Here is an 18423-nt window from a genome sequence, read left to right as displayed (position 1 = left end):
ACGATATAATGGCGACTGTAATGGTCGCCATTTTTGTATTTCCAATTTGAGAATCAGCCTACGTTGAATTTCATTGGTTAGCAGTAGTATTAATGAGGCAATATGATTGCGATAAAACCGGCTAAGCTGAAAGATTTCGCCAGTTTAATGCAGCTTGAAGTGCATCAAGAGCAGAAAGAAAGCCACCTCCCCTTTGAAGAGGTGTACCACAACCGTTCTAAGTACGAAGTGATTCTCGCGCTTTACTCAGAGCGCCAGCCGATTGGCTACCTCGTGTTAGATAAAGCGTTCTCTCATTACGCCACGTTCGCTCGGCGCAATGAACTGGGATTAAAGTACATAGTGTTAGATAAACGCTATCAACGCCAAGGCTTTGGCAAACAAGCAATGCAAAAGCTGTTTGTGTACGCCTATGCCGTTAATGGTGATAGTGATTCTTTATGTATCACCCTACCCGCTAAAGATGAAGCAGCACGCGCTTTCTTTTCCCATATCGGTTTTAGCGATGGTGACAACTTTTACTATGGTAAAAGTGGCAAAGAACGCATTATGCGCCACAAACTCTAAGGCTATACATTGGCACAAAAACGCTACGATTTAGACGATATGAATTAAAAAAAGCCAATCAAATGATTGGCTTTTTAATTGTTGCTTTGATCCTATTTACTCAAAGAAAGTGTGAGTGGAATGATCACTCACCTTTATAAATACAGCCTGCCGTACAGGTTTCTTTAATTTCCACTTTGCTAAGCAAAGGCAATGAAGGCTTCAGTTGCTGCCAAATCCATTTCGCTAATACTTCACTGGTTGGGTTTTCTAACCCTTCGATGTCATTTAAGTAATAGTGGTCTAGACGATTGTAGATTGGCTTGAAAGCTGCTTTTATCTCTGCAAAATCAACCACCCAACCTGTATACGGGTCCACTTCCCCTTCGACATAAAGACGAACTAAAAAAGAGTGTCCATGCAAACGACCACATTTATGACCTTCAGGGACATGAGGCAAATGGTGTGCAGCCTCAAACATAAACTCTTTGTACAACTCTGTTTTCATCATTTTTCTCAGGCTTTCGTCAAGAAGACGCAATACTAAAGCCTTGTTAGCAGAGTGACAAGCTTATGCCCGATAGGATTGTCACTTTTCTCATTTACTCATCTCAATGGTGAGTGCATCGCACCAATCTCGTTACAGACACATAACTAATACATGTTAATTACATCACAATTACAAATGGAACTTTTTGGGAGTGGTCACATTCAAACCAGTTTCCTATGACATACGGTAATAAATATCCATAGAATTGTTGCGTCTATTCTAATAATATGTAAAATAATAATGCGCTCAACAATTACTTTTAAGCTCCTCGTCACGTTGGTACTGGTTTTTGGTTGCGTTCTCGCCACCTCGACTTTTTATCAATATCAGCAACAAAAACAACTTATCCATGATGTTCTTAGCGAACAACTCCACGACAAAGCCAGCAACTATTTTGATAGCCTCAACATGATGATGCTCACTGGCACCATGTCACAAAAAGAAACGCTACGTGAAAAAGCGTTGGCTCAAGATGGCATAGAGCAAGTACGCGTTTTACGCGCACCCGCGGTTGATAAGCTTTATGGTCCCGGCAATGCGAATCAAGCCCCACAAGACGACATTGACCAGCGAGCACTCAATGGTGAACTGGTCATTGAACCTATCAGCGCAGATTGGGGAAATGGATTGGTGGTCGCGCTACCAATGAAATCAAGCCTAGATTACCGTGGAACCAACTGTGTTGGTTGTCATGCAGCGGCAGAAGGCGAAGTGCTTGGGGCGATTCGTCTCGAATACAATATGAATCACGTCAACTCCATGGTGAGTAAACAAGCACTGATCGCAATGGGCATCATGGCGTCGATTACCTTTGTCGGCTTCTTATTTACCATGGGCTTAACGCGAAAGATATTAGTACGTCCATTGCAAAAAACCTCACGATTTATGTTACAGGTCTCTGAGTCGAAAAATCTTCTACAGCGTTTACCCACCAAACAAAATGATGAGATTGGCGTACTGGCAAATTCGATTAATTCCTTTATGGATACCGTCAGTGATAGCCTGCAAAAAGTACAACAAACCAGCCATTCTTTGGCCGGCTCTGCAGGGCAATTGACTGATGTCGCCCAATCCACCGACGACGCTGCCAACAATCAACAAGCTGAAACCAATGATGTACAAAGCAATATCAACAATATGCTGGCACAACAAGAGCACACTGAGCAAGCCACTTTAGAAGCGACAACCTTAGTCAACAAGACTGTGGAGATTGTTACGCAAAGCGCCAGCAATGCCCATCACGCCAGTGACGATATCAAACAACTGGTCGGTTCTATTGAAAAAGATCTCCTCTCTAAATGACCAAACCTCGGAAGTATCGTCCATTTTGGAGGTGATCAGTGGTATTGCCGATCAAACGAATCTGTTGGCGCTCAATGCAGCAATCGAAGCTGCTCGGGCGGGCGAGCAAGGTCGCGGCTTTGCCGTAGTCGCTGAAGAGGTACGTAATCTTGCTGGACGAACGGCTGAAGCCACCAGTAACATCGAAGCCATTATTGGCCAATTTCAACAAGGCAGCAGAGAGTCTCTCACCTCCGTGGATAATGTCTGTCACCAAGCACACCAGCGCTCAGAAGATGTCGAGTTCCTTTCAACCACAATGCATAGTGTGGTTAACGAAATGCACCAAGTGCTCAATCATACTAAAAACATCGAGCAACAAACGCAGACCACCTCCGCGGTTAGCTATCATATCCAAAGCAAGATAGACACCATCACAGCTCATGCCAATGGCACATCTCAATTAGCCTCACAAACTCGTGATATCAGTTTAGATCTCGAACACTTGTCTGAGCGATTGGAACAGCTACTCAATCAATTTTCATTGGCGCAAGGTGACAGCAAGAAACATTAGTCCGCATGACGCCGTAAACGCTGGGGCGAATATTCGTCTCAGCGCTACAGGCTTATTTGTCCCTTATTTCCGCGATACAAATCTATCCCTACACTTTGCTTTCTGCTGCGAGCATTCAACTTTATCAGCCATCGATGTTGGTATAGTATTGCCGGCTATTTTTAGCCGTATTAAGGTTTAAGCTTTGCACACTATTGAGCAGTTACAATCTGGTGAATTAAAAGGCATTACTCGTCTTGAATTAAAACAAGGGTTGACGGAGTTCCCTGTCGAGATTTTTTAACTTGCAGACAGTTTAGAGACCCTCGATTTATCCGACAACCAACTCAGGGACTTACCAGATAATTTTGCACAGTTAAAGCAGCTTAAAATTCTGTTCCTGACGAATAACTGCTTTGAAACGATTCCGGCTGCTCTCTTCTCCTGTCCACAGCTTGAAATGATCAGTTTTAAATCAAACAAGTTGCAACATTTTCCTGCACAAACGCTACCAGACCGCACCCGTTGGCTGATTTTAACCGACAACCAACTGACTCAACTTCCCGACGATATGGGCCGTTTATACCGTTTGCAAAAGCTTGCCTTAGCTGGCAACAAGTTAACCTCACTGCCCGCTTCAATGGCAAACTGCCAACGTTTAGAGCTGGCAAGACTTTCAGCCAATGCATTCGTTGATTTACCTAATTGGCTATTTGGGCTGCCTAAACTAAGTTGGCTTGCAATTGATGGAAACCCATTAAATACGCAAGCAGGCGAATTCAGCGTGAAAGCGTCACACTTAACAACGTCTATCCCGTTAATCAAACTAGAAGACATTGCACTCGAAGAGGTGATTGGCCAAGGCGCGTCTGGCATTATTTATCGAGCAAAATGGCGCAAACAACCGCATCAGTTAGCGGGTAGCGGTGAGCAGATTGCAGTTAAGATCTTTAAAGGCGAAGTGACTAGCGACGGCTACCCGAGCAATGAGCTGGAAAACTGTCTACAAGCTGGCCATCACGATAACCTAATCAAAGTCATCGGCCAGATTAATCAAGCTGATGGGCTCGGGCTCGTGATGGAGCTGATCCCAAACCAATATGCGAATTTGGGGTTGCCCCCCTCACTGAAAACTTGCACCCGCGATACTTTTCACATCGATGCAAAGCACAACCTAACCACGATATTACTGATGCTGCAGCAAATGGCGTCAGGCCTAACGCACTTACACCATCAACATGTTAGTCATGGCGATATCTACGCCCATAACACCATGTACAACCCAGATGCGGCGATCTTGTTTGGTGATTTTGGTGCTGCAACCGATTTGAATAAATTGCCAAGCCAACAAAGAGAGGCAATGCAACGTATTGAAGTGCGAGCATTTGGCTGCCTAATGGAAGATCTACTTGAACATTGCTGCCATTTTTCAGCACAAGAACTCGACCAAATCTATCAAGCGACCAAAGAAAATTTAGTCGCATTGAAAGGCGATTGTTTACAGAAAAATCTTGCGTTACGACCACAATTTTCTGCCATCAACCAACAGCTACAACAACTGATTTCTCAGCTCGATATCGGCTAACACCATAGACACACCCTTGGTAGCTAGACGGCATTGCTTAAATTTGTGCCTGATAAGAACGATAGAAAGGGCTTTGTAAGCGATTTAGAGTGGCGTAAACAAAAGAAGAGAAAATATTAGTGACATTATCGCCACCAAAACGATAATAAAGGTTGAAGCGAACGAATTGACAGGTAATATGTCATTTCGATAAAAAAGTAATACCAACCTGATGTTTCGACGTTTTTTTGGTCAAAAATACCAAAGTTAAATCACTCGGAACGACAGGTTTAATTTTTACCTCAATGGAGATTATTTTAAACATGACTTACGCGCCTGTTAAAGACGTATTGAGCGGTAAGCTAGCAGTAGACAGTGAAGTAACTGTCCGCGGCTGGATCCGTTCACGTCGTGATTCCAAAGCTGGAATTTCATTCCTTGCCATCTATGACGGCTCTTGTTTCGACCCGATTCAGGCCGTGGTCCCAAATAATCTCAATAATTACAACGACGAAGTCCTTAAGCTAACGACTGGCTGTTCTGTTGAAGTTACGGGTACCATCGTTGCGTCTCCTGCTGCAGGTCAAGCATTTGAACTGGCTGCAACGGAAGTAAAAGTGGTTGGTTGGGTTGAAGACGCAGAAACTTACCCGATGGCGAAAACTCGCCACTCGATCGAGTACCTACGTGAAGTTGCTCACCTACGCCCACGTACAAACGTGATCGGCGCAGTAGCACGTGTACGTAACTGTCTGTCTCAAGCGATTCACCGTTTCTACCACGAGCAAGGCTACTTCTGGGTTTCAGCACCACTAATCACTGCATCTGATGCAGAAGGTGCGGGTGAAATGTTCCGCGTATCAACGCTAGACATGGAAAACCTACCTCGTACAGACGCAGGTAAAGTAGATTACAACGAAGACTTCTTCGGTAAAGAAACGTTCCTAACGGTTTCTGGCCAGCTAAACGCTGAAGCTTACGCTTGTGCTCTAAGCAAGGTTTACACCTTCGGTCCTACTTTCCGTGCTGAAAACTCAAACACCAGCCGCCACCTAGCGGAATTCTGGATGGTTGAGCCTGAAGTGGCATTTGCTGATCTAAACGATGTAGCAAAACTTGCGGAAGACATGCTTAAGTTTGTATTCAAAGCTGTACTAGAAGAGTGCCGCGATGACCTTGAGTTCTTTGCTTCTCGCATCGATAAAGAAGCGATTACTCGTCTAGAGCAGTTCGTTTCTTCTGATTTCGCACAAGTTGATTACACTGACGCAATCCAAATCCTACTAGACTCTGGTAAGAAATTTGAATTTGACGTTGAGTGGGGCATCGACATGTCTTCTGAGCATGAACGTTTCCTTGCTGAAGAGCACTTCAAAGCGCCAGTAATCGTTAAGAACTACCCGAAAGACATCAAAGCATTCTACATGCGTGCGAACGATGACGGTAAGACGGTAGCGGCAATGGACGTACTTGCACCTGGCATCGGCGAAATCATCGGTGGTTCTCAGCGTGAAGAACGCCTAGAGATCCTAGATGAGCGTATGCGTGAAGTGGGTATCGACCCAGAGCACATGAGCTGGTACCGCGATCTACGTAAATACGGCACAGTACCTCACGCAGGCTTCGGTCTTGGTTTTGAGCGTCTAGTTTCTTACGTAACTGGTATGGGCAACGTTCGTGACGTTATCCCATTCCCACGTACTCCACGTTCAGCTAACTTCTAATTTGAAGTAAGTAGAAACGCAAAAACCTCCGCATTGTCGGAGGTTTTTTTATATTGTCGCGACTCTTCTCTTGCTTACATGCTGCAATACCTATTTATCGCTTCCCTCTGCATAAGAGCGATTCACTTCATACCGTTACCGCATCAAATAAGCTGACCTTGCTTAAAGACAAGCACCAAACACTATCCCAAGCAGCGCGTCTCGCCGTTATGGTTCATACTGAATATTGACGACAAATAGAGAGGGAAGAGAATGAAGTTATTTACACTCGATGACCTATCTTACCAAGGCGAGCATCAAGGCGTTCACCGCTGGGACCATCCTCAAGGTGACAACCCTTACTATTGGCATCCTGAATGGCTTCACGTTGCAGAAGATGCCCTTGGTTTGCACCCCAAGCAGCCAGTTGATGTGCCCGATGGAGAAAATGCCTCACAGCAACATGCCGAGAAAGCAATCCTCGACCACCTTAACGGTCGCTAACCTAGGGCACTTCACGTCTTCGCTAAAAATAGTTTAAGGTCAAATCACCATGTTTAGATGGGTTTGATAACAGCGCTAAACGATTGGCATCACATAAATATAATTCCAGTCTGTTACATTTATAACGTTAAAGTGACAACCCTCAACTCATAGATGATGAGAGAAGCTAATAATGACTAAGTACAACGAAAACGATATTGAATATAAAGGCGAAACCAATGGTGTTCACACTTGGACAACTCCATTAGGTCAGCCTTACTACTGGCACCCTGATTGGCTGCACATTGCTGAAGATGCGACCGGGACTCATCCAAAAGCTGAAATTGAAACCGCTGCAAATGAACAGCCGACAGAGAAACACGCTTTGAAAGCCATTCTTAGCCATCTTAATCACTGGGCGAGCAACAAAATGTCAAACAACCCTGATTTTGAAACCCATGCGCATGAATCGCAAATCGATTTAAAAAAATAGAGCTTTCATCGGTCAATGCCATCGCGGCCTTGACCGATTTCCATCACTCAAATTGCGCCCGTAGCACCATAAACATCTACCAATCCCGCCACTTCATACCAACCGAGGAAAATACGGCACAATAGCGCTCTAAACAGGAAAACCACTTTAAGTTAAGTTCATTTAAGCGTTATTTAACAAGGACTCCCCTCACCTAAAATCCATTGAGCCACGAGTTGGCTGAAACAGGTTCTGCCTCTATAGACACAGTCATTTCCCCTCTCCAGTGATAATAGATGATGAAAAGTAAGCACATTGAACAAGCTTTAACGACTAATGAATAAAATTTCTAGTTTCTAACGCATTTGTGTTGTCACCTGTGCATCATAAAGGTATAAATATTCAAGTTATTACAATTATCCCCTTCGATTAACATGGATGACAATTATGTTTGAAAAAGTAGTTGCTGCTCCGGCAGACCCGATTCTTGGCCTCACGGAAGAGTTTAAAAAGGATCCTCGCGCTGAAAAAATCAACCTAGGCGTTGGCATTTACAAAAATGAACAAGGTGAAACACCTGTTCTTGCGACCGTAAAAAAAGCGGAAGCTGCGTTGGTTGAAACCGAAAAAACTAAGTCATACCTAACCATCGAAGGTACATCAGAGTACGGCCTTGCGGTACAAAAACTGTTGTTCGGTACTGACGCTCAGATCATTACTGATAAGCGCGCCAAAACGGCACAAGCGCCGGGTGGTACAGGCGCTCTGCGCGTGGCGGGTGAATTTATCAAACGCCAACTTGGCGACGTGAAAATTTGGATCAGCAACCCAACTTGGGCAAACCACATTGGCGTATTCACTGCTGCTGGTCTTGAAACAGCGCAATACAGTTACTACAACGCAGAAACGAAAGAGAAAGATTTCGCAGCAATGTTAGCGGATCTTGAGCAAGCAAACGCAGGCGATATCGTACTGCTGCACGGCTGCTGTCATAACCCAACGGGTATCGATCCGACGGCTGATGAATGGGAAGTACTGGCTAAGCTGGTAGCAGAGAAAAAACTGCTTCCTCTATTTGACTTCGCTTACCAAGGCTTTGGGGCGGGTGTAGAAGAAGATGCTGCTGGTCTGCGTACCTTTGCGAAATACAACAAAGAAATTCTTATCGCGAGCTCGTTCTCTAAAAACTTCGGTTTGTACAACGAGCGCGTAGGCGCATTCACACTTGTTGGTGAGAATGAAGATGTTGCCGCGACAGCATTCTCTCAAGTTAAAGCGATCATCCGCTCTATCTACTCTAACCCACCGGCGCACGGCGCGGCAGTAGTGACTTACATCCTAAATGATGCAGGTCTACGTGCAGAATGGGAAGCGGAAGTAAAAGAGATGCGTGACCGTATCCAAGAGATGCGTACATTGTTTGTGACCACTCTAAAAGAGCAAGGTGTTGATGCTGACTTTAGCTTTATCGAGCGTCAAAATGGTATGTTCTCATTCTCTGGTCTAAACAAAGACCAAGTAGCGCGTCTTAAAGATGAGTTCGCTATCTACATCGTGGGTTCAGGCCGTATCAGTGTTGCCGGTATGACTAAGTCCAACATGCTACCATTGTGCCAAGGTATTGCGGCAGTAATGTAAGCACAAACAGCGCACAATTTAAAAAGCCAGCTCTCGCTGGCTTTTTTGCCTTTCACCGCTGCAACTTCAAGCCAAATAGCTTAATGCATGGCTAAAAAAACAATTTCATTGCCACGCCACCTTCATTGGTTGAGCCCCGTTCACTGTCCCGGTGACTATAGAATCCCCCCATGGTAAACCCTGAGTTAATGCGAAAGTCAGCCCGTAGCGAATAGATTTCTACATCCAAGATATCACTGCGATTTAGCTCAGCGTCGGTCGCCAAACGCCACCGTGGGGTAATATTGTAAACTAAACCAACCTCCATTCCCCAAACAAACTCATTGCTACTTTCTAGCTTTATATTGGTCTTATCATCAGTCAAGCGAGCCCACTGCATACCGGCTTTGGCATTCGCAAGAAACTGAAGTCCCGGCCCGGCATCTATTCGTGCAGCCACCCCCGGCAATACGGTATATATCTCAGTGGTGGTTTTATCGGGATGGATAAAGCGCGCAGAATAATCGAGGGTTGCCAGCCAGCGCCGATCAATCGGCAATTTGCCACCAGCATTAATCGCGGTTACGTTACTATTCTCACCAATTTTCTCGTCCAGCGAGCCTGCGGCAAAATCCACATAACCATAACGAAAATCGGAAAGGCCAATTTGCCCAAAACTGGCAAAGGAGATTGGTAACGTTGCGGCCATAACCCACCACGCAACAACGCATTTTTTGATTCGATTCAGTGCCATTGGCTCACCTTTAGTCGTCATAGTCCATTATTTACGATCAAAAATAATCGTAGTTATCAAACCTGAAAACGACAAGTTAAGTCTCTGAACCTGTGGGATAAGCGCGATTCTAATGGCCAATCCTTTACCACAGCACTGAATTACGTTTAATCGGAAGAAATGCTACGGACAAAAAAAAGGTCTAAAGCCATAGCCTTAAACCTTTTTAAGATCATTAGAAAGTAATCATGAACTCGTCTTGTTCGAGATTTTGAATATTTACGTTAGATTTGCGCTGAAGCCGTTCAATCACATCCGGTTCCAATTCGTACGGCATCACTAACTTAAGTTCACTTATACCCTCTGTTTTAGCAATTTTAACAAGCGTATCAATATTTGACTCATCACTACGGCTAGCAGAAAGCGACTTTAGAGCCTGTTCCCATAACCGATCTTCAGGATCACGAGACTGCTCGACGGTATCTTTCCAAGCAATACTGAATACTGGAGCGATGGTGCTCAATGCTTCAAGAAACGTCCATTTCTTATTACACGAAGCGCCGAGAAAAGAGGTATAGTCAAATACCACACATGCCTTGCCTTGACGTTCCATATCATCCCCCGATATTGGCAACACAATAAAACCAATATCGACTAACTGCGTGCATATAGCAATAGGATATAGAACAATGGTCTTTTATATCCTTTTTGCGAGCAGAAATGGCATATAAAAACCAATACAATAACAAAGTAAGAACAAGTAGATGACGTATTAAACCTGTTGCTTAATATTTAAGTTACCAAAATTAATCATCATCAATGCATCACGAATCAATGCTACTTTACATCAATGATTCGACTCGCCTTTTTGTATTTAACACGCCATCCTTGCCAACGAGGTAACTCCCAGCGTTTGGGATCTGTTTTACGCAACCCATCACGATACATCACGTAAACCAGCTTAGCCGAGGCATGATATTCAACCGTCAAATTGAGATTACCCAGCGCAAGCTCAAAAGGAAAACGTTCGGCAAACTCATCATATTGCCACTCGGGAATACCTTCAAAAGCAAAATCATCTTCACTAAAGAGTTCAAGTTCTTCGATATCGCTAAGTTCCAACAACTGTAACTGCTCAGTAAACCAACTATCAAAGCTAATATCGCGATGGTCATTGGTTTCCGATAAGCCCAGCTCAACAAACAAACGCCAATGCATAATTTCCCGCTGGCGTTTAGGGTAAAAACCTGTCAGATACTCTCCAGATTTGATGCCTTGTAACATTGGCATAATCGCCAACATTCCTTTAGCCGCTTCACGTCTCTTAGCCACAACACGCCCAGCGTAAACCAATTCCATTTCGATGTAGGTTTGATCATGGTCAACCACAACAGCGCCCTCTTGCCAATCACCGATACCCAATTCAGCCAGTACGTTGATTTCAAGCGGCAGAACTTGCGTTGCGAGCGTCAGCGTTTGTTTTACACCTCGCCCCGGCAAGCTGTGCGTGTCTAACACAATCGCGGCCTCGAATTGGCCTTTGAAACGACTTTCTCGACCGAGCACCACCTCCATCGAGCCATTGGCCAGCGCTTCACGCCTTTTCTCACGGCGCACAAACACCAGTTCAGGATGCAATGTCGCGAGCGCGAACACCAAATCGCGATGTTGGTAACGGGAGGCCACCTCCAATTGAGGAAGCTCAAACAGTGATCGCATTTGCTCAGCCAAAGCTCTGGCCTCATTTAATGCTTCAATATTCACCTCGATCGCTGCGTATTGCGAACCACGAATCAGTCCCATGGCCAGTTGAGCATCGCAGCCGAGCGGCTCTTGTTGGGCGAGTTGCTCCAACTGCTCTTCATTACCTTGTATACGAAAGAGTTTTGCTGGTGTCGCAAGTGCCGCAGTGTAATCTATCATCGCCTCTTTGAGCGCTTTCGATGGCATACGCGTGACCAGATCGGCCAATAGCGCATCAATCGGTAAAGGATACATTTTTCGCCCATGGTCAGTCGCTTTACCCTGCTCATCAATCGCCTGCATACCTTGTAATAACAGCGACGCTTGTTGCACAGTTTTGTCTGGCAACGGTTCAAGAAAAATGAGAGAAGTCAGCGGCTTATCACAACACGCAGAGGCTAGCATCACCTCCGTTAATGACTCACGATGAATTTCTGGTGGCGTCACGGAGGCAAGCGCTGCGTGCTCACCATAAAGGCGAATACAAATACCATCCATCACGCGGCCAGCACGGCCAGCACGCTGTTTAGCACTGGCTTGTGAGATATGCTTTAGGCTTAGCGTCGTACGGCCATTGCGCTGTTCAGTACGACGTTCCAGTCCCGAGTCAATCACTACCGCAATATTCGGTATCGTCAACGAGGTTTCTGCGACATTGGTTGCAAGCACAACCTTAGTAAGAGATTGAACATTCAACGCGATTTCACGTTGCTCATCATTAACTGACGCATGCAACGGCGCAATCATCACCCCTTCAATCCCTTGCAACATTTGCACGCACTGCGTGATCTCTTTACGCCCCGGAAGAAACACTAAGATATCACCGTGAGATGATTGCAGGGCATGCAATACTTCTTGTTTAATGCGCTGTTCTAAATGGCGACTATCGGGTAACTGACGTGATTCATTAGCACGATATTGCACACTGACTTGAAAGTTACGTCCTTGCGCTTGTAAACGTTCTGCCGACACATACCGAGCAAGCTTCTCCCCTTCAATTGTCGCTGAGGTGATCACCAAGCGATGGTGGTTATGTGCTTTTAATAGCGCCACCAGCAAATCACTATCCCAGCGACGTTCATGAAACTCATCCACGATAACAATATCGTAATCCGCTAGCTGATTTTCACTGAACCAACGCAACGCCACACCTGGAGTCACAAACACCACTTCACTTGACTCACTAAAACGTGTTTCAAGTTTTATCGCATAGCCAATAGACTCACCGACCGGTTGATGTTGTTGCAAAGCCAAATATTGCGCTAACGAAGTACAAGCAATACGACGTGGCTCTATCACCAATACGCGCCCTTGCTCTTTGGCCCATAATGGCAACCGCGTCGACTTTCCCGAACCGGTTTCCGCCTCAACGATCAAATGATGTTGAGCTAACCGAGCTAAAAATTGTTCGCGCAGGGTGTCGATTGGTAATGAAGTCATAACATCATACTGTGAGAATTAAACGCCTGATTATAACGACAATGCCAATAAGAGGGTATTAAGATCCCACTTCGAATTGTGTTTCTTGTCGACCTTAGCAAGCCAAGTTACAATAGCTTACTGATTACCATGTTATAACTATTAACTGGCATCGCACATACGCACAACTGTTCCTCGTACCCGATAATAGGTTCGCAATGTATAACGACAAACGTCCACTCTATATTCCTTTCGCAGGCCCTGCGCTTCTTAGTACTCCACTGCTAAATAAAGGCAGTGCGTTTAGCGCGCAAGAACGCATCTCCTTCAATTTAGAAGGTCTCCTGCCAGAGACGACTGAAACGATCCAAGAACAGGTGGAGCGTGCGTATCAACAATACCGCAGTTTCGAAAATGACATGGATAAGCACATCTATCTGCGTAATATTCAAGATACTAACGAAACGCTTTTCTACCGCTTAGTTCAAAACCACATTTCTGAAATGATGCCAATCATCTACACCCCAACGGTGGGTGCAGCATGTGAAAACTTCTCAAATATCTACCGTCGTGGCCGTGGGTTATTCGTTTCCTACGCGAACCGTGATCGTATTGATGACATCCTAAACAACGCTTCAAACCACAACGTAAAAGTGATCGTAGTAACCGATGGTGAGCGTATTCTTGGTCTTGGCGACCAAGGTATCGGTGGTATGGGCATTCCAATTGGTAAATTGGCGCTCTACACTGCGTGTGGCGGCATCAGCCCTGCCTACACCCTACCAATCGTGCTTGATGTGGGTACCAATAACCCACAACGCCTTGCTGACCCAATGTACATGGGCTGGCGTCATCCTCGTATTACCGGTGCAGATTACGACGCATTTGTAGAAGAATTTATTCAAGCAGTGCAACGCCGCTGGCCAGAAGCTTTGGTTCAATTTGAAGATTTTGCGCAGAAAAACGCAATGCCGTTGCTTGAACGCTACAAAAACCGTATCTGCTGCTTTAACGATGATATTCAAGGCACCGCGGCGGTAACTGTGGGTTCTCTGCTGGCAGCGTGTAAAGCCGCAGGTAGCAAACTGGCTGATCAACGCATTACCTTCTTAGGTGCAGGCTCAGCAGGTTGTGGTATCGCAGAAGCAATTATCGCGCAAATGGTGTCAGAAGGTATTTCTGATGCGCAAGCTCGCTCTCAAGTTTACATGGTTGACCGCTGGGGTCTTCTGCAAGAAGGCATGCCGAATCTACTCGACTTCCAACAAAAATTGGTTCAGCCGACAGAAAACACGGCGAGTTGGGAAAACGAAGGCAATGGTTTCTCATTGCTTGATGTGATGGCGAACGCAAAACCAACCGTACTGATTGGTGTATCGGGTGCGCCAGGCTTATTTAGCAAAGACGTTATCCAAGAAATGCATAAGCATTGTGAACGTCCTATCGTGTTCCCATTGTCAAACCCTACCAGCCGTGTTGAAGCAACACCTAATGACATTATTCGCTGGACCAAAGGTGAAGCATTGGTCGCAACCGGTAGCCCTTTCGATCCTGTTGTTCACGATGGTAAAACCTACCCTATCGCGCAATGTAACAACAGCTACATCTTCCCGGGTATCGGTTTAGGCGTACTGGCTGTATCGGCACGTCGCGTTACAGACGAAATGCTACAAGAGTCAAGCCGTGCATTGGCGACTTGTTCACCACTGGCGATTAACGGCCAAGGTGCGCTGCTTCCACCGCTAGAGGCGATCCACTCTGTATCGAAAAAAATTGCTTTCGCCGTAGGTAAAAAAGCAATCGAACAAGGTGTCGCGCAGGAAATCACTGACGAAGCTCTTGAAGAGGCCATCGAAGCTTACTTCTGGCAGCCAGTGTACCGCCGTTACAAACGCACAGCGTTCTAAACTACGCTTAGTTAACATCAAATAGAAACAAAGCCCCTAAACAGGGGCTTTGGATGAATTGACATGTTTGAATTTTTAGCCCCAGCCGGACAATACCTCGCACCTTACTTAAGTGAGATAGCGACAGCACTGATTGCCTGTTCATTGGTTATATTTGGTGGAGAGATCAATTCCAGCCTACGAAAATTGCTCCGAAGTCAGAACTTTGTCGTAAGAACCGTAGTCTTCATATTGATCAATGCGTTTGGTTACGGCTTAATCATCGTTAAAGCAACACCTTACCTCACCAAGACATTAAGCCAGCTTCCTTATGGCACAATGTTTACTATTGTGATGGCAAGTTTTATTGTCATAGGTCTTTGGGCTCAACGGAATAGACAAATTTAGTGCGCAAGATTTTTTATACCATTTTGAATAAAATCCACGCCCCGTGGTTAGTTAAGGCGTTAAAATTTACGCTAATATCGGCGATAGCACTTGGTGTTGCGCTGTTTGGCATTGATCGCTGGATCAGCTATCAAACTCAAGACCAACTCTATTTTTCCGCTGATGACGTCGCTCCTTACGATGTCGCAGTAGTACTCGGCACCAGCAAATATCTCGGTAAGGTACTCAACGAGTATTACCTTAATCGTATCAATGCCGCTATTGATCTCTATCAGCAAGACAAAGTAACGAATTTCCTGCTAAGTGGCGACAACGCTCACCGCTCTTACAACGAGCCTTGGACGATGAAACGTGATTTATTACGCGCAGAGATACCTGAAGAACATATCTACCTTGATTATGCTGGATTTCGAACGCTAGACTCAGTGGTTCGCGCTAAAGAGATTTTTGATACTGATAATTTCTTAATCATTACGCAGAAATTCCATTGTGAACGCGCGCTCTTCATTGCTAATTTTCACGATATTCAGGCGAAATGCTTTGCCGTTGCAGGACCATCGACCCACTTTGGCTTTAAAGTCCGTTTTCGTGAAGTATTTGCTCGCGCCAAAGCGGTACTTGATCTTTACATCACAGGAGAGAAACCTAAGTTTCTTGGCCCTAAAGAGCCGATTGTGACGCAAATGGAGCAAGAGCAAGAGCAAGAGCAAGAGCAAGAGCAAGAGCAAGAGCAAGAGCAAGAGCAAGAGCAAGAGCAAGAGCAAGAGCAAGAGCAAGAGCAAGAGCAAGAGCAAGAGCAAGAGCAAGAGCAAGAGCAAGAGCAAGAGCAAGAGCAAGAGCAAGAGCAAGAGCAAGAGCAACCATAATCTCGACTTACTCGATATCCACCTCTTATCAAACAAAAAACGCCCCATCACTGGGGCGTTTTTTTATTCTTGATTCTCAATTTCAACTCGGTTGCGACCGCTTCGCTTGGCTCGATAAAGCATTTCATCGGCTCGCGTGAGCATATCAATGGCCGTTTCTTGACCTAACTCCGCCACACCAAGGCTGGCAGTCAGTACTTCACCATGCATCCATTTATGCAATTCGATTTTTTGCCGTAAGCGCTCGGCCAAAATTGAAGCATGGCGTAAAGTGCTGTTCGGACAGAAAACCACAAACTCTTCGCCACCCCAACGTACAAATCGATCGCTGGCGCGCAGTTCTGACATCACCACGATGGCAAACTCTCGCAAAATGTCGTCACCCATTTTGTGACCATGAACATCATTAACTTGCTTGAAATAATCGATGTCGAGATAAATTACCGTCAATTGAGTTTTAAGCTCTCGCTCTGGGTAATACTCTTGCTCCAACCAATTCCGAATAGAATGACGATTCATCGCCCCAGTTAAAGCATCACGATGCGCTAACTCAGCAAACTGGGTGTTTTCTTCTCGTAGTGAGCGGTTCAATAATTTTAAATGTTGGCGACGCGCTTCTGATTCACTCAAAATGCGTTGCTTACGATGTATTTGCGTCGCACTAAATATCAGCGCTAATCCAACCCAAATTAACAATAATGTTAACATCAGCGTCTCACCATCAATATAATGGCCGATAAACTCAATGCTGCGGATACGTAATTGATATTTGCCCACTGGCGTCCCTGACCCCGTTGCAAACTCAATACGGTTAACATTATTAAATTCTGGTGCTGAATGTTCGATCGGGATTTTGTTATCCACCAACCACCACGTTAATACTTGTAAACTTCTCAGTGGGACTTCGAGAACGTTTGAATAATCGGCTTGGCGATAATCTAAACCATTATATTTATACGTATATTCGTTATCAGGCAGTGAATAAGCGGGATTGTAATTACGTAAATAGACGCGCATCGCAGGGTTGGTATCACCATCCAGAGCGACAAAATCAACATCTAAGCGGATCGTATGGAAATCTGAAAGGTCCTTACCTTTGGTTGGGTTTTCTTTATCGTATAAGATCGAAATTCCACAATATGGCCATTTATAATCGGCACTTATTTTTAGTTCGCAATCAAGAATAACTTCGTCACCCTCTCGACTAATCGAACTGGTAGAGGCACCTTTCTGTAACTGATCATTGGTTGCTAGGTAAGTATATTGACTTGGGCTAACGCGATAAATTTTTTTTTCACCGTAAAGCCAATGCAATGCAACGACAATTATCGTGAAGATGAACAAGCCAAATATAAGTTTATGAATTGTTTTCAATTTTACTTCCCAATCAAACTGAACAACGTTGATATAGCAAATCAATCTTATTTTTGAGAGCAAATTTACTCAACTCACCTATGCAACACAACTAAAAAACGCTAAGTACCACAATATTTATGAGCCAGTTCATACAACATGCCACACTGATAAGTTGTGACACTTTGCGAGATGGAAATGCATAGCAAAAGCAAACATGTGGTATTTCTGTTAGCATAGTCGTGAAATTCGTGGTCAACGATTCCACCCCATAACAAAAACATATAGAGCAAAGTCATGTCCTTAATCACTGTTGGTACGCTGAAAAAGATGCGTGCCTCTATCGAAAATGAAGTTCACTACCATTTACCCGTTGGTGAGCAACTTGTCGACCTTAAGCCGTTTATGGGTCGAACCCTTACTCTGACGCACACCGGCAATATTTTTTGTCAGTCATGTGGTAAGAAAACCAAGAAAAGCTACTCTCAAGGTCACTGCTTTGTTTGTATGAAAAAGCTGGCGAGTTGCGACATGTGCATCATGAAGCCAGAAACTTGCCATTACGAACAAGGGACTTGTCGTGAACCACAATGGGGTAAAGAGAACTGTATGGTTGACCATTATGTTTATCTTTCCAATACCTCGAGCTTGAAGGTCGGCATCACTCGCCACACTCAGATTCCAACCCGTTGGATAGATCAAGGCGCAACGCAAGGTCTGCCAATCTTAAAAGTAAAGACCCGCTATATCTCCGGCTTAATTGAAATTGAACTGGCTAAGCATATTGCCGATAAAACGAATTGGCGCACGCTACTAAAAGAAGATGGGTCACCGCTGCCATTGGAAGAAAAATTTGCCGAATTGCTACCGTTGATCGAAGAAAAGATTGCAGAGGTTAAACAGCAGTTTGGTGATGATGCGGTGGAGATCCTCAGCGAAAGCATCACCCCTATCGCCTACCCTGTGACAGAACATCCAACCAAGATTGTCTCGCACAATTTTGATAAAAATCCGGTGGTCACCGGCACGTTAAAAGGGATTAAAGGCCAATACCTTATCTTTGATAGCGGTGTAATTAACGTGCGCAAATTCACCTCTTACGAAGTTGAAGTTAGCGACGAAGCTTAAGCTTTATTGATGATAAAAACCGCATGATATAGATCGCAAGCTCCCAATATGTCAGTCACTATTGGGAGCTTATTATCGATTACTGCAATGAGTGCTTTTAACAAAACGGCATTAAGAA

Annotated in this window: 14 protein-coding genes and 2 pseudogenes; 11 read left to right on the top strand and 5 right to left on the bottom strand. The window is 44.8% G+C overall.

Annotated features, from left to right (window positions below):
- Nucleotides 1-102: 102 nt before the first annotated feature.
- Nucleotides 103-567, top strand: a complete 465-nt coding sequence (locus tag RH85_RS13175) for a GNAT family N-acetyltransferase (RefSeq protein WP_006713020.1) — start codon at nt 103-105, stop codon at nt 565-567.
- Nucleotides 568-691: 124 nt separating this feature from the next.
- On the opposite strand, the gene queD is transcribed toward RH85_RS13175, so the two are convergent.
- Entirely contained in the window at nt 692-1054 is a 363-nt protein-coding gene (queD, locus tag RH85_RS13170; RefSeq protein ID WP_039949031.1) for a 6-carboxytetrahydropterin synthase QueD, read from the bottom strand.
- A 282-nt stretch (nt 1055-1336) separates the two neighbouring features.
- On the opposite strand from queD, the pseudogene RH85_RS13165 reads away from it, so the two are divergent.
- From RH85_RS13165 to RH85_RS13140, 6 genes and pseudogenes are all read left to right on the top strand, one after another.
- Nucleotides 1337-2951: pseudogene (locus RH85_RS13165) on the top strand (methyl-accepting chemotaxis protein).
- Between the two features lie 184 nt (nt 2952-3135).
- A pseudogene (locus RH85_RS13160) lies at nt 3136-4515 on the top strand (leucine-rich repeat-containing protein kinase family protein).
- 302 nt (nt 4516-4817) lie between these two features.
- Nucleotides 4818-6218 (top strand): asparagine--tRNA ligase, encoded by a 1401-nt coding sequence (gene asnS, locus RH85_RS13155; RefSeq protein ID WP_006713011.1) that lies wholly within the window; start codon nt 4818-4820, stop codon nt 6216-6218.
- A 252-nt stretch (nt 6219-6470) separates the two neighbouring features.
- Complete coding sequence (locus RH85_RS13150; protein ID WP_006713009.1) at nt 6471-6701, top strand: hypothetical protein; 231 nt, start codon at nt 6471-6473, stop codon at nt 6699-6701.
- A gap of 172 nt (nt 6702-6873) precedes the next feature.
- On the top strand, nt 6874-7173 hold the full coding sequence (locus tag RH85_RS13145; RefSeq protein WP_006713007.1) for a hypothetical protein: 300 nt from the start codon (nt 6874-6876) through the stop codon (nt 7171-7173).
- Nucleotides 7174-7599: 426 nt separating this feature from the next.
- Complete coding sequence (locus tag RH85_RS13140; RefSeq protein WP_006713005.1) at nt 7600-8790, top strand: amino acid aminotransferase; 1191 nt, start codon at nt 7600-7602, stop codon at nt 8788-8790.
- Between the two features lie 91 nt (nt 8791-8881).
- On the opposite strand, the gene RH85_RS13135 is transcribed toward RH85_RS13140, so the two are convergent.
- The 3 genes from RH85_RS13135 to RH85_RS13125 all read right to left on the bottom strand — a co-directional run bounded on the left by RH85_RS13135 (nt 8882) and on the right by RH85_RS13125 (nt 12685).
- Nucleotides 8882-9523, bottom strand: a complete 642-nt coding sequence (locus RH85_RS13135; protein WP_039949030.1) for an outer membrane beta-barrel protein — start codon at nt 9521-9523, stop codon at nt 8882-8884.
- 214 nt (nt 9524-9737) lie between these two features.
- Nucleotides 9738-10115, bottom strand: a complete 378-nt coding sequence (locus RH85_RS13130) for a hypothetical protein (RefSeq protein ID WP_006713003.1) — start codon at nt 10113-10115, stop codon at nt 9738-9740.
- Between the two features lie 224 nt (nt 10116-10339).
- Nucleotides 10340-12685: a helicase-related protein gene (locus RH85_RS13125; protein ID WP_006713001.1), complete on the bottom strand. Its 2346-nt coding sequence runs from the start codon at nt 12683-12685 to the stop codon at nt 10340-10342.
- Nucleotides 12686-12882: 197 nt separating this feature from the next.
- Between RH85_RS13125 and RH85_RS13120 the strand changes: the two genes are divergently transcribed.
- The 3 genes from RH85_RS13120 (at nt 12883) to RH85_RS13110 (ending at nt 15824) form a co-directional block, all read left to right on the top strand.
- Entirely contained in the window at nt 12883-14571 is a 1689-nt protein-coding gene (locus RH85_RS13120; RefSeq protein WP_006713000.1) for an NAD-dependent malic enzyme, read from the top strand.
- A 63-nt stretch (nt 14572-14634) separates the two neighbouring features.
- Entirely contained in the window at nt 14635-14958 is a 324-nt protein-coding gene (locus RH85_RS13115) for a DUF3392 domain-containing protein (RefSeq protein WP_006712998.1), read from the top strand.
- Nucleotides 14958-15824 (top strand): SanA/YdcF family protein, encoded by an 867-nt coding sequence (locus tag RH85_RS13110; protein WP_006712997.1) that lies wholly within the window; start codon nt 14958-14960, stop codon nt 15822-15824. Before RH85_RS13115 ends, RH85_RS13110 begins: the two co-directional genes overlap by 1 nt.
- Nucleotides 15825-15887: 63 nt before the next feature.
- Here RH85_RS13110 and RH85_RS13105 read toward each other — a convergent pair whose 3' ends face one another.
- A complete protein-coding gene (locus RH85_RS13105; RefSeq protein ID WP_006712995.1) occupies nt 15888-17198 on the bottom strand; it encodes a GGDEF domain-containing protein in 1311 nt (436 codons plus the stop codon).
- 276 nt (nt 17199-17474) lie between these two features.
- Here RH85_RS13105 and RH85_RS13100 point away from each other — a divergent pair, with 276 nt between their 5' ends.
- Nucleotides 17475-18305, top strand: a complete 831-nt coding sequence (locus tag RH85_RS13100) for a DUF2797 domain-containing protein (protein WP_006712993.1) — start codon at nt 17475-17477, stop codon at nt 18303-18305.
- Nucleotides 18306-18423: the final 118 nt, after the last annotated feature.

This window comes from Vibrio ichthyoenteri ATCC 700023 (assembly GCF_000222605.1).
Classification (GTDB): Bacteria; Pseudomonadota; Gammaproteobacteria; order Enterobacterales; family Vibrionaceae; genus Vibrio; species Vibrio ichthyoenteri.
Note: the sequence above shows the minus strand (reverse complement) of the source record. Positions and strands in the feature narration are given on the sequence as shown.

Coding starts and splice junctions, on each gene's coding strand:
- RH85_RS13175 (WP_006713020.1), top strand. CDS start 103: ATGATTGCGATAAAACCGGCTAAGCTGAAAGATTTCGCCAGTTTAATG.
- queD (WP_039949031.1), bottom strand. CDS start 1,054: ATGAAAACAGAGTTGTACAAAGAGTTTATGTTTGAGGCTGCACACCAT.
- asnS (WP_006713011.1), top strand. CDS start 4,818: ATGACTTACGCGCCTGTTAAAGACGTATTGAGCGGTAAGCTAGCAGTA.
- RH85_RS13150 (WP_006713009.1), top strand. CDS start 6,471: ATGAAGTTATTTACACTCGATGACCTATCTTACCAAGGCGAGCATCAA.
- RH85_RS13145 (WP_006713007.1), top strand. CDS start 6,874: ATGACTAAGTACAACGAAAACGATATTGAATATAAAGGCGAAACCAAT.
- RH85_RS13140 (WP_006713005.1), top strand. CDS start 7,600: ATGTTTGAAAAAGTAGTTGCTGCTCCGGCAGACCCGATTCTTGGCCTC.
- RH85_RS13135 (WP_039949030.1), bottom strand. CDS start 9,523: ATGGCACTGAATCGAATCAAAAAATGCGTTGTTGCGTGGTGGGTTATG.
- RH85_RS13130 (WP_006713003.1), bottom strand. CDS start 10,115: ATGGAACGTCAAGGCAAGGCATGTGTGGTATTTGACTATACCTCTTTT.
- RH85_RS13125 (WP_006713001.1), bottom strand. CDS start 12,685: ATGACTTCATTACCAATCGACACCCTGCGCGAACAATTTTTAGCTCGG.
- RH85_RS13120 (WP_006713000.1), top strand. CDS start 12,883: ATGTATAACGACAAACGTCCACTCTATATTCCTTTCGCAGGCCCTGCG.
- RH85_RS13115 (WP_006712998.1), top strand. CDS start 14,635: ATGTTTGAATTTTTAGCCCCAGCCGGACAATACCTCGCACCTTACTTA.
- RH85_RS13100 (WP_006712993.1), top strand. CDS start 17,475: ATGTCCTTAATCACTGTTGGTACGCTGAAAAAGATGCGTGCCTCTATC.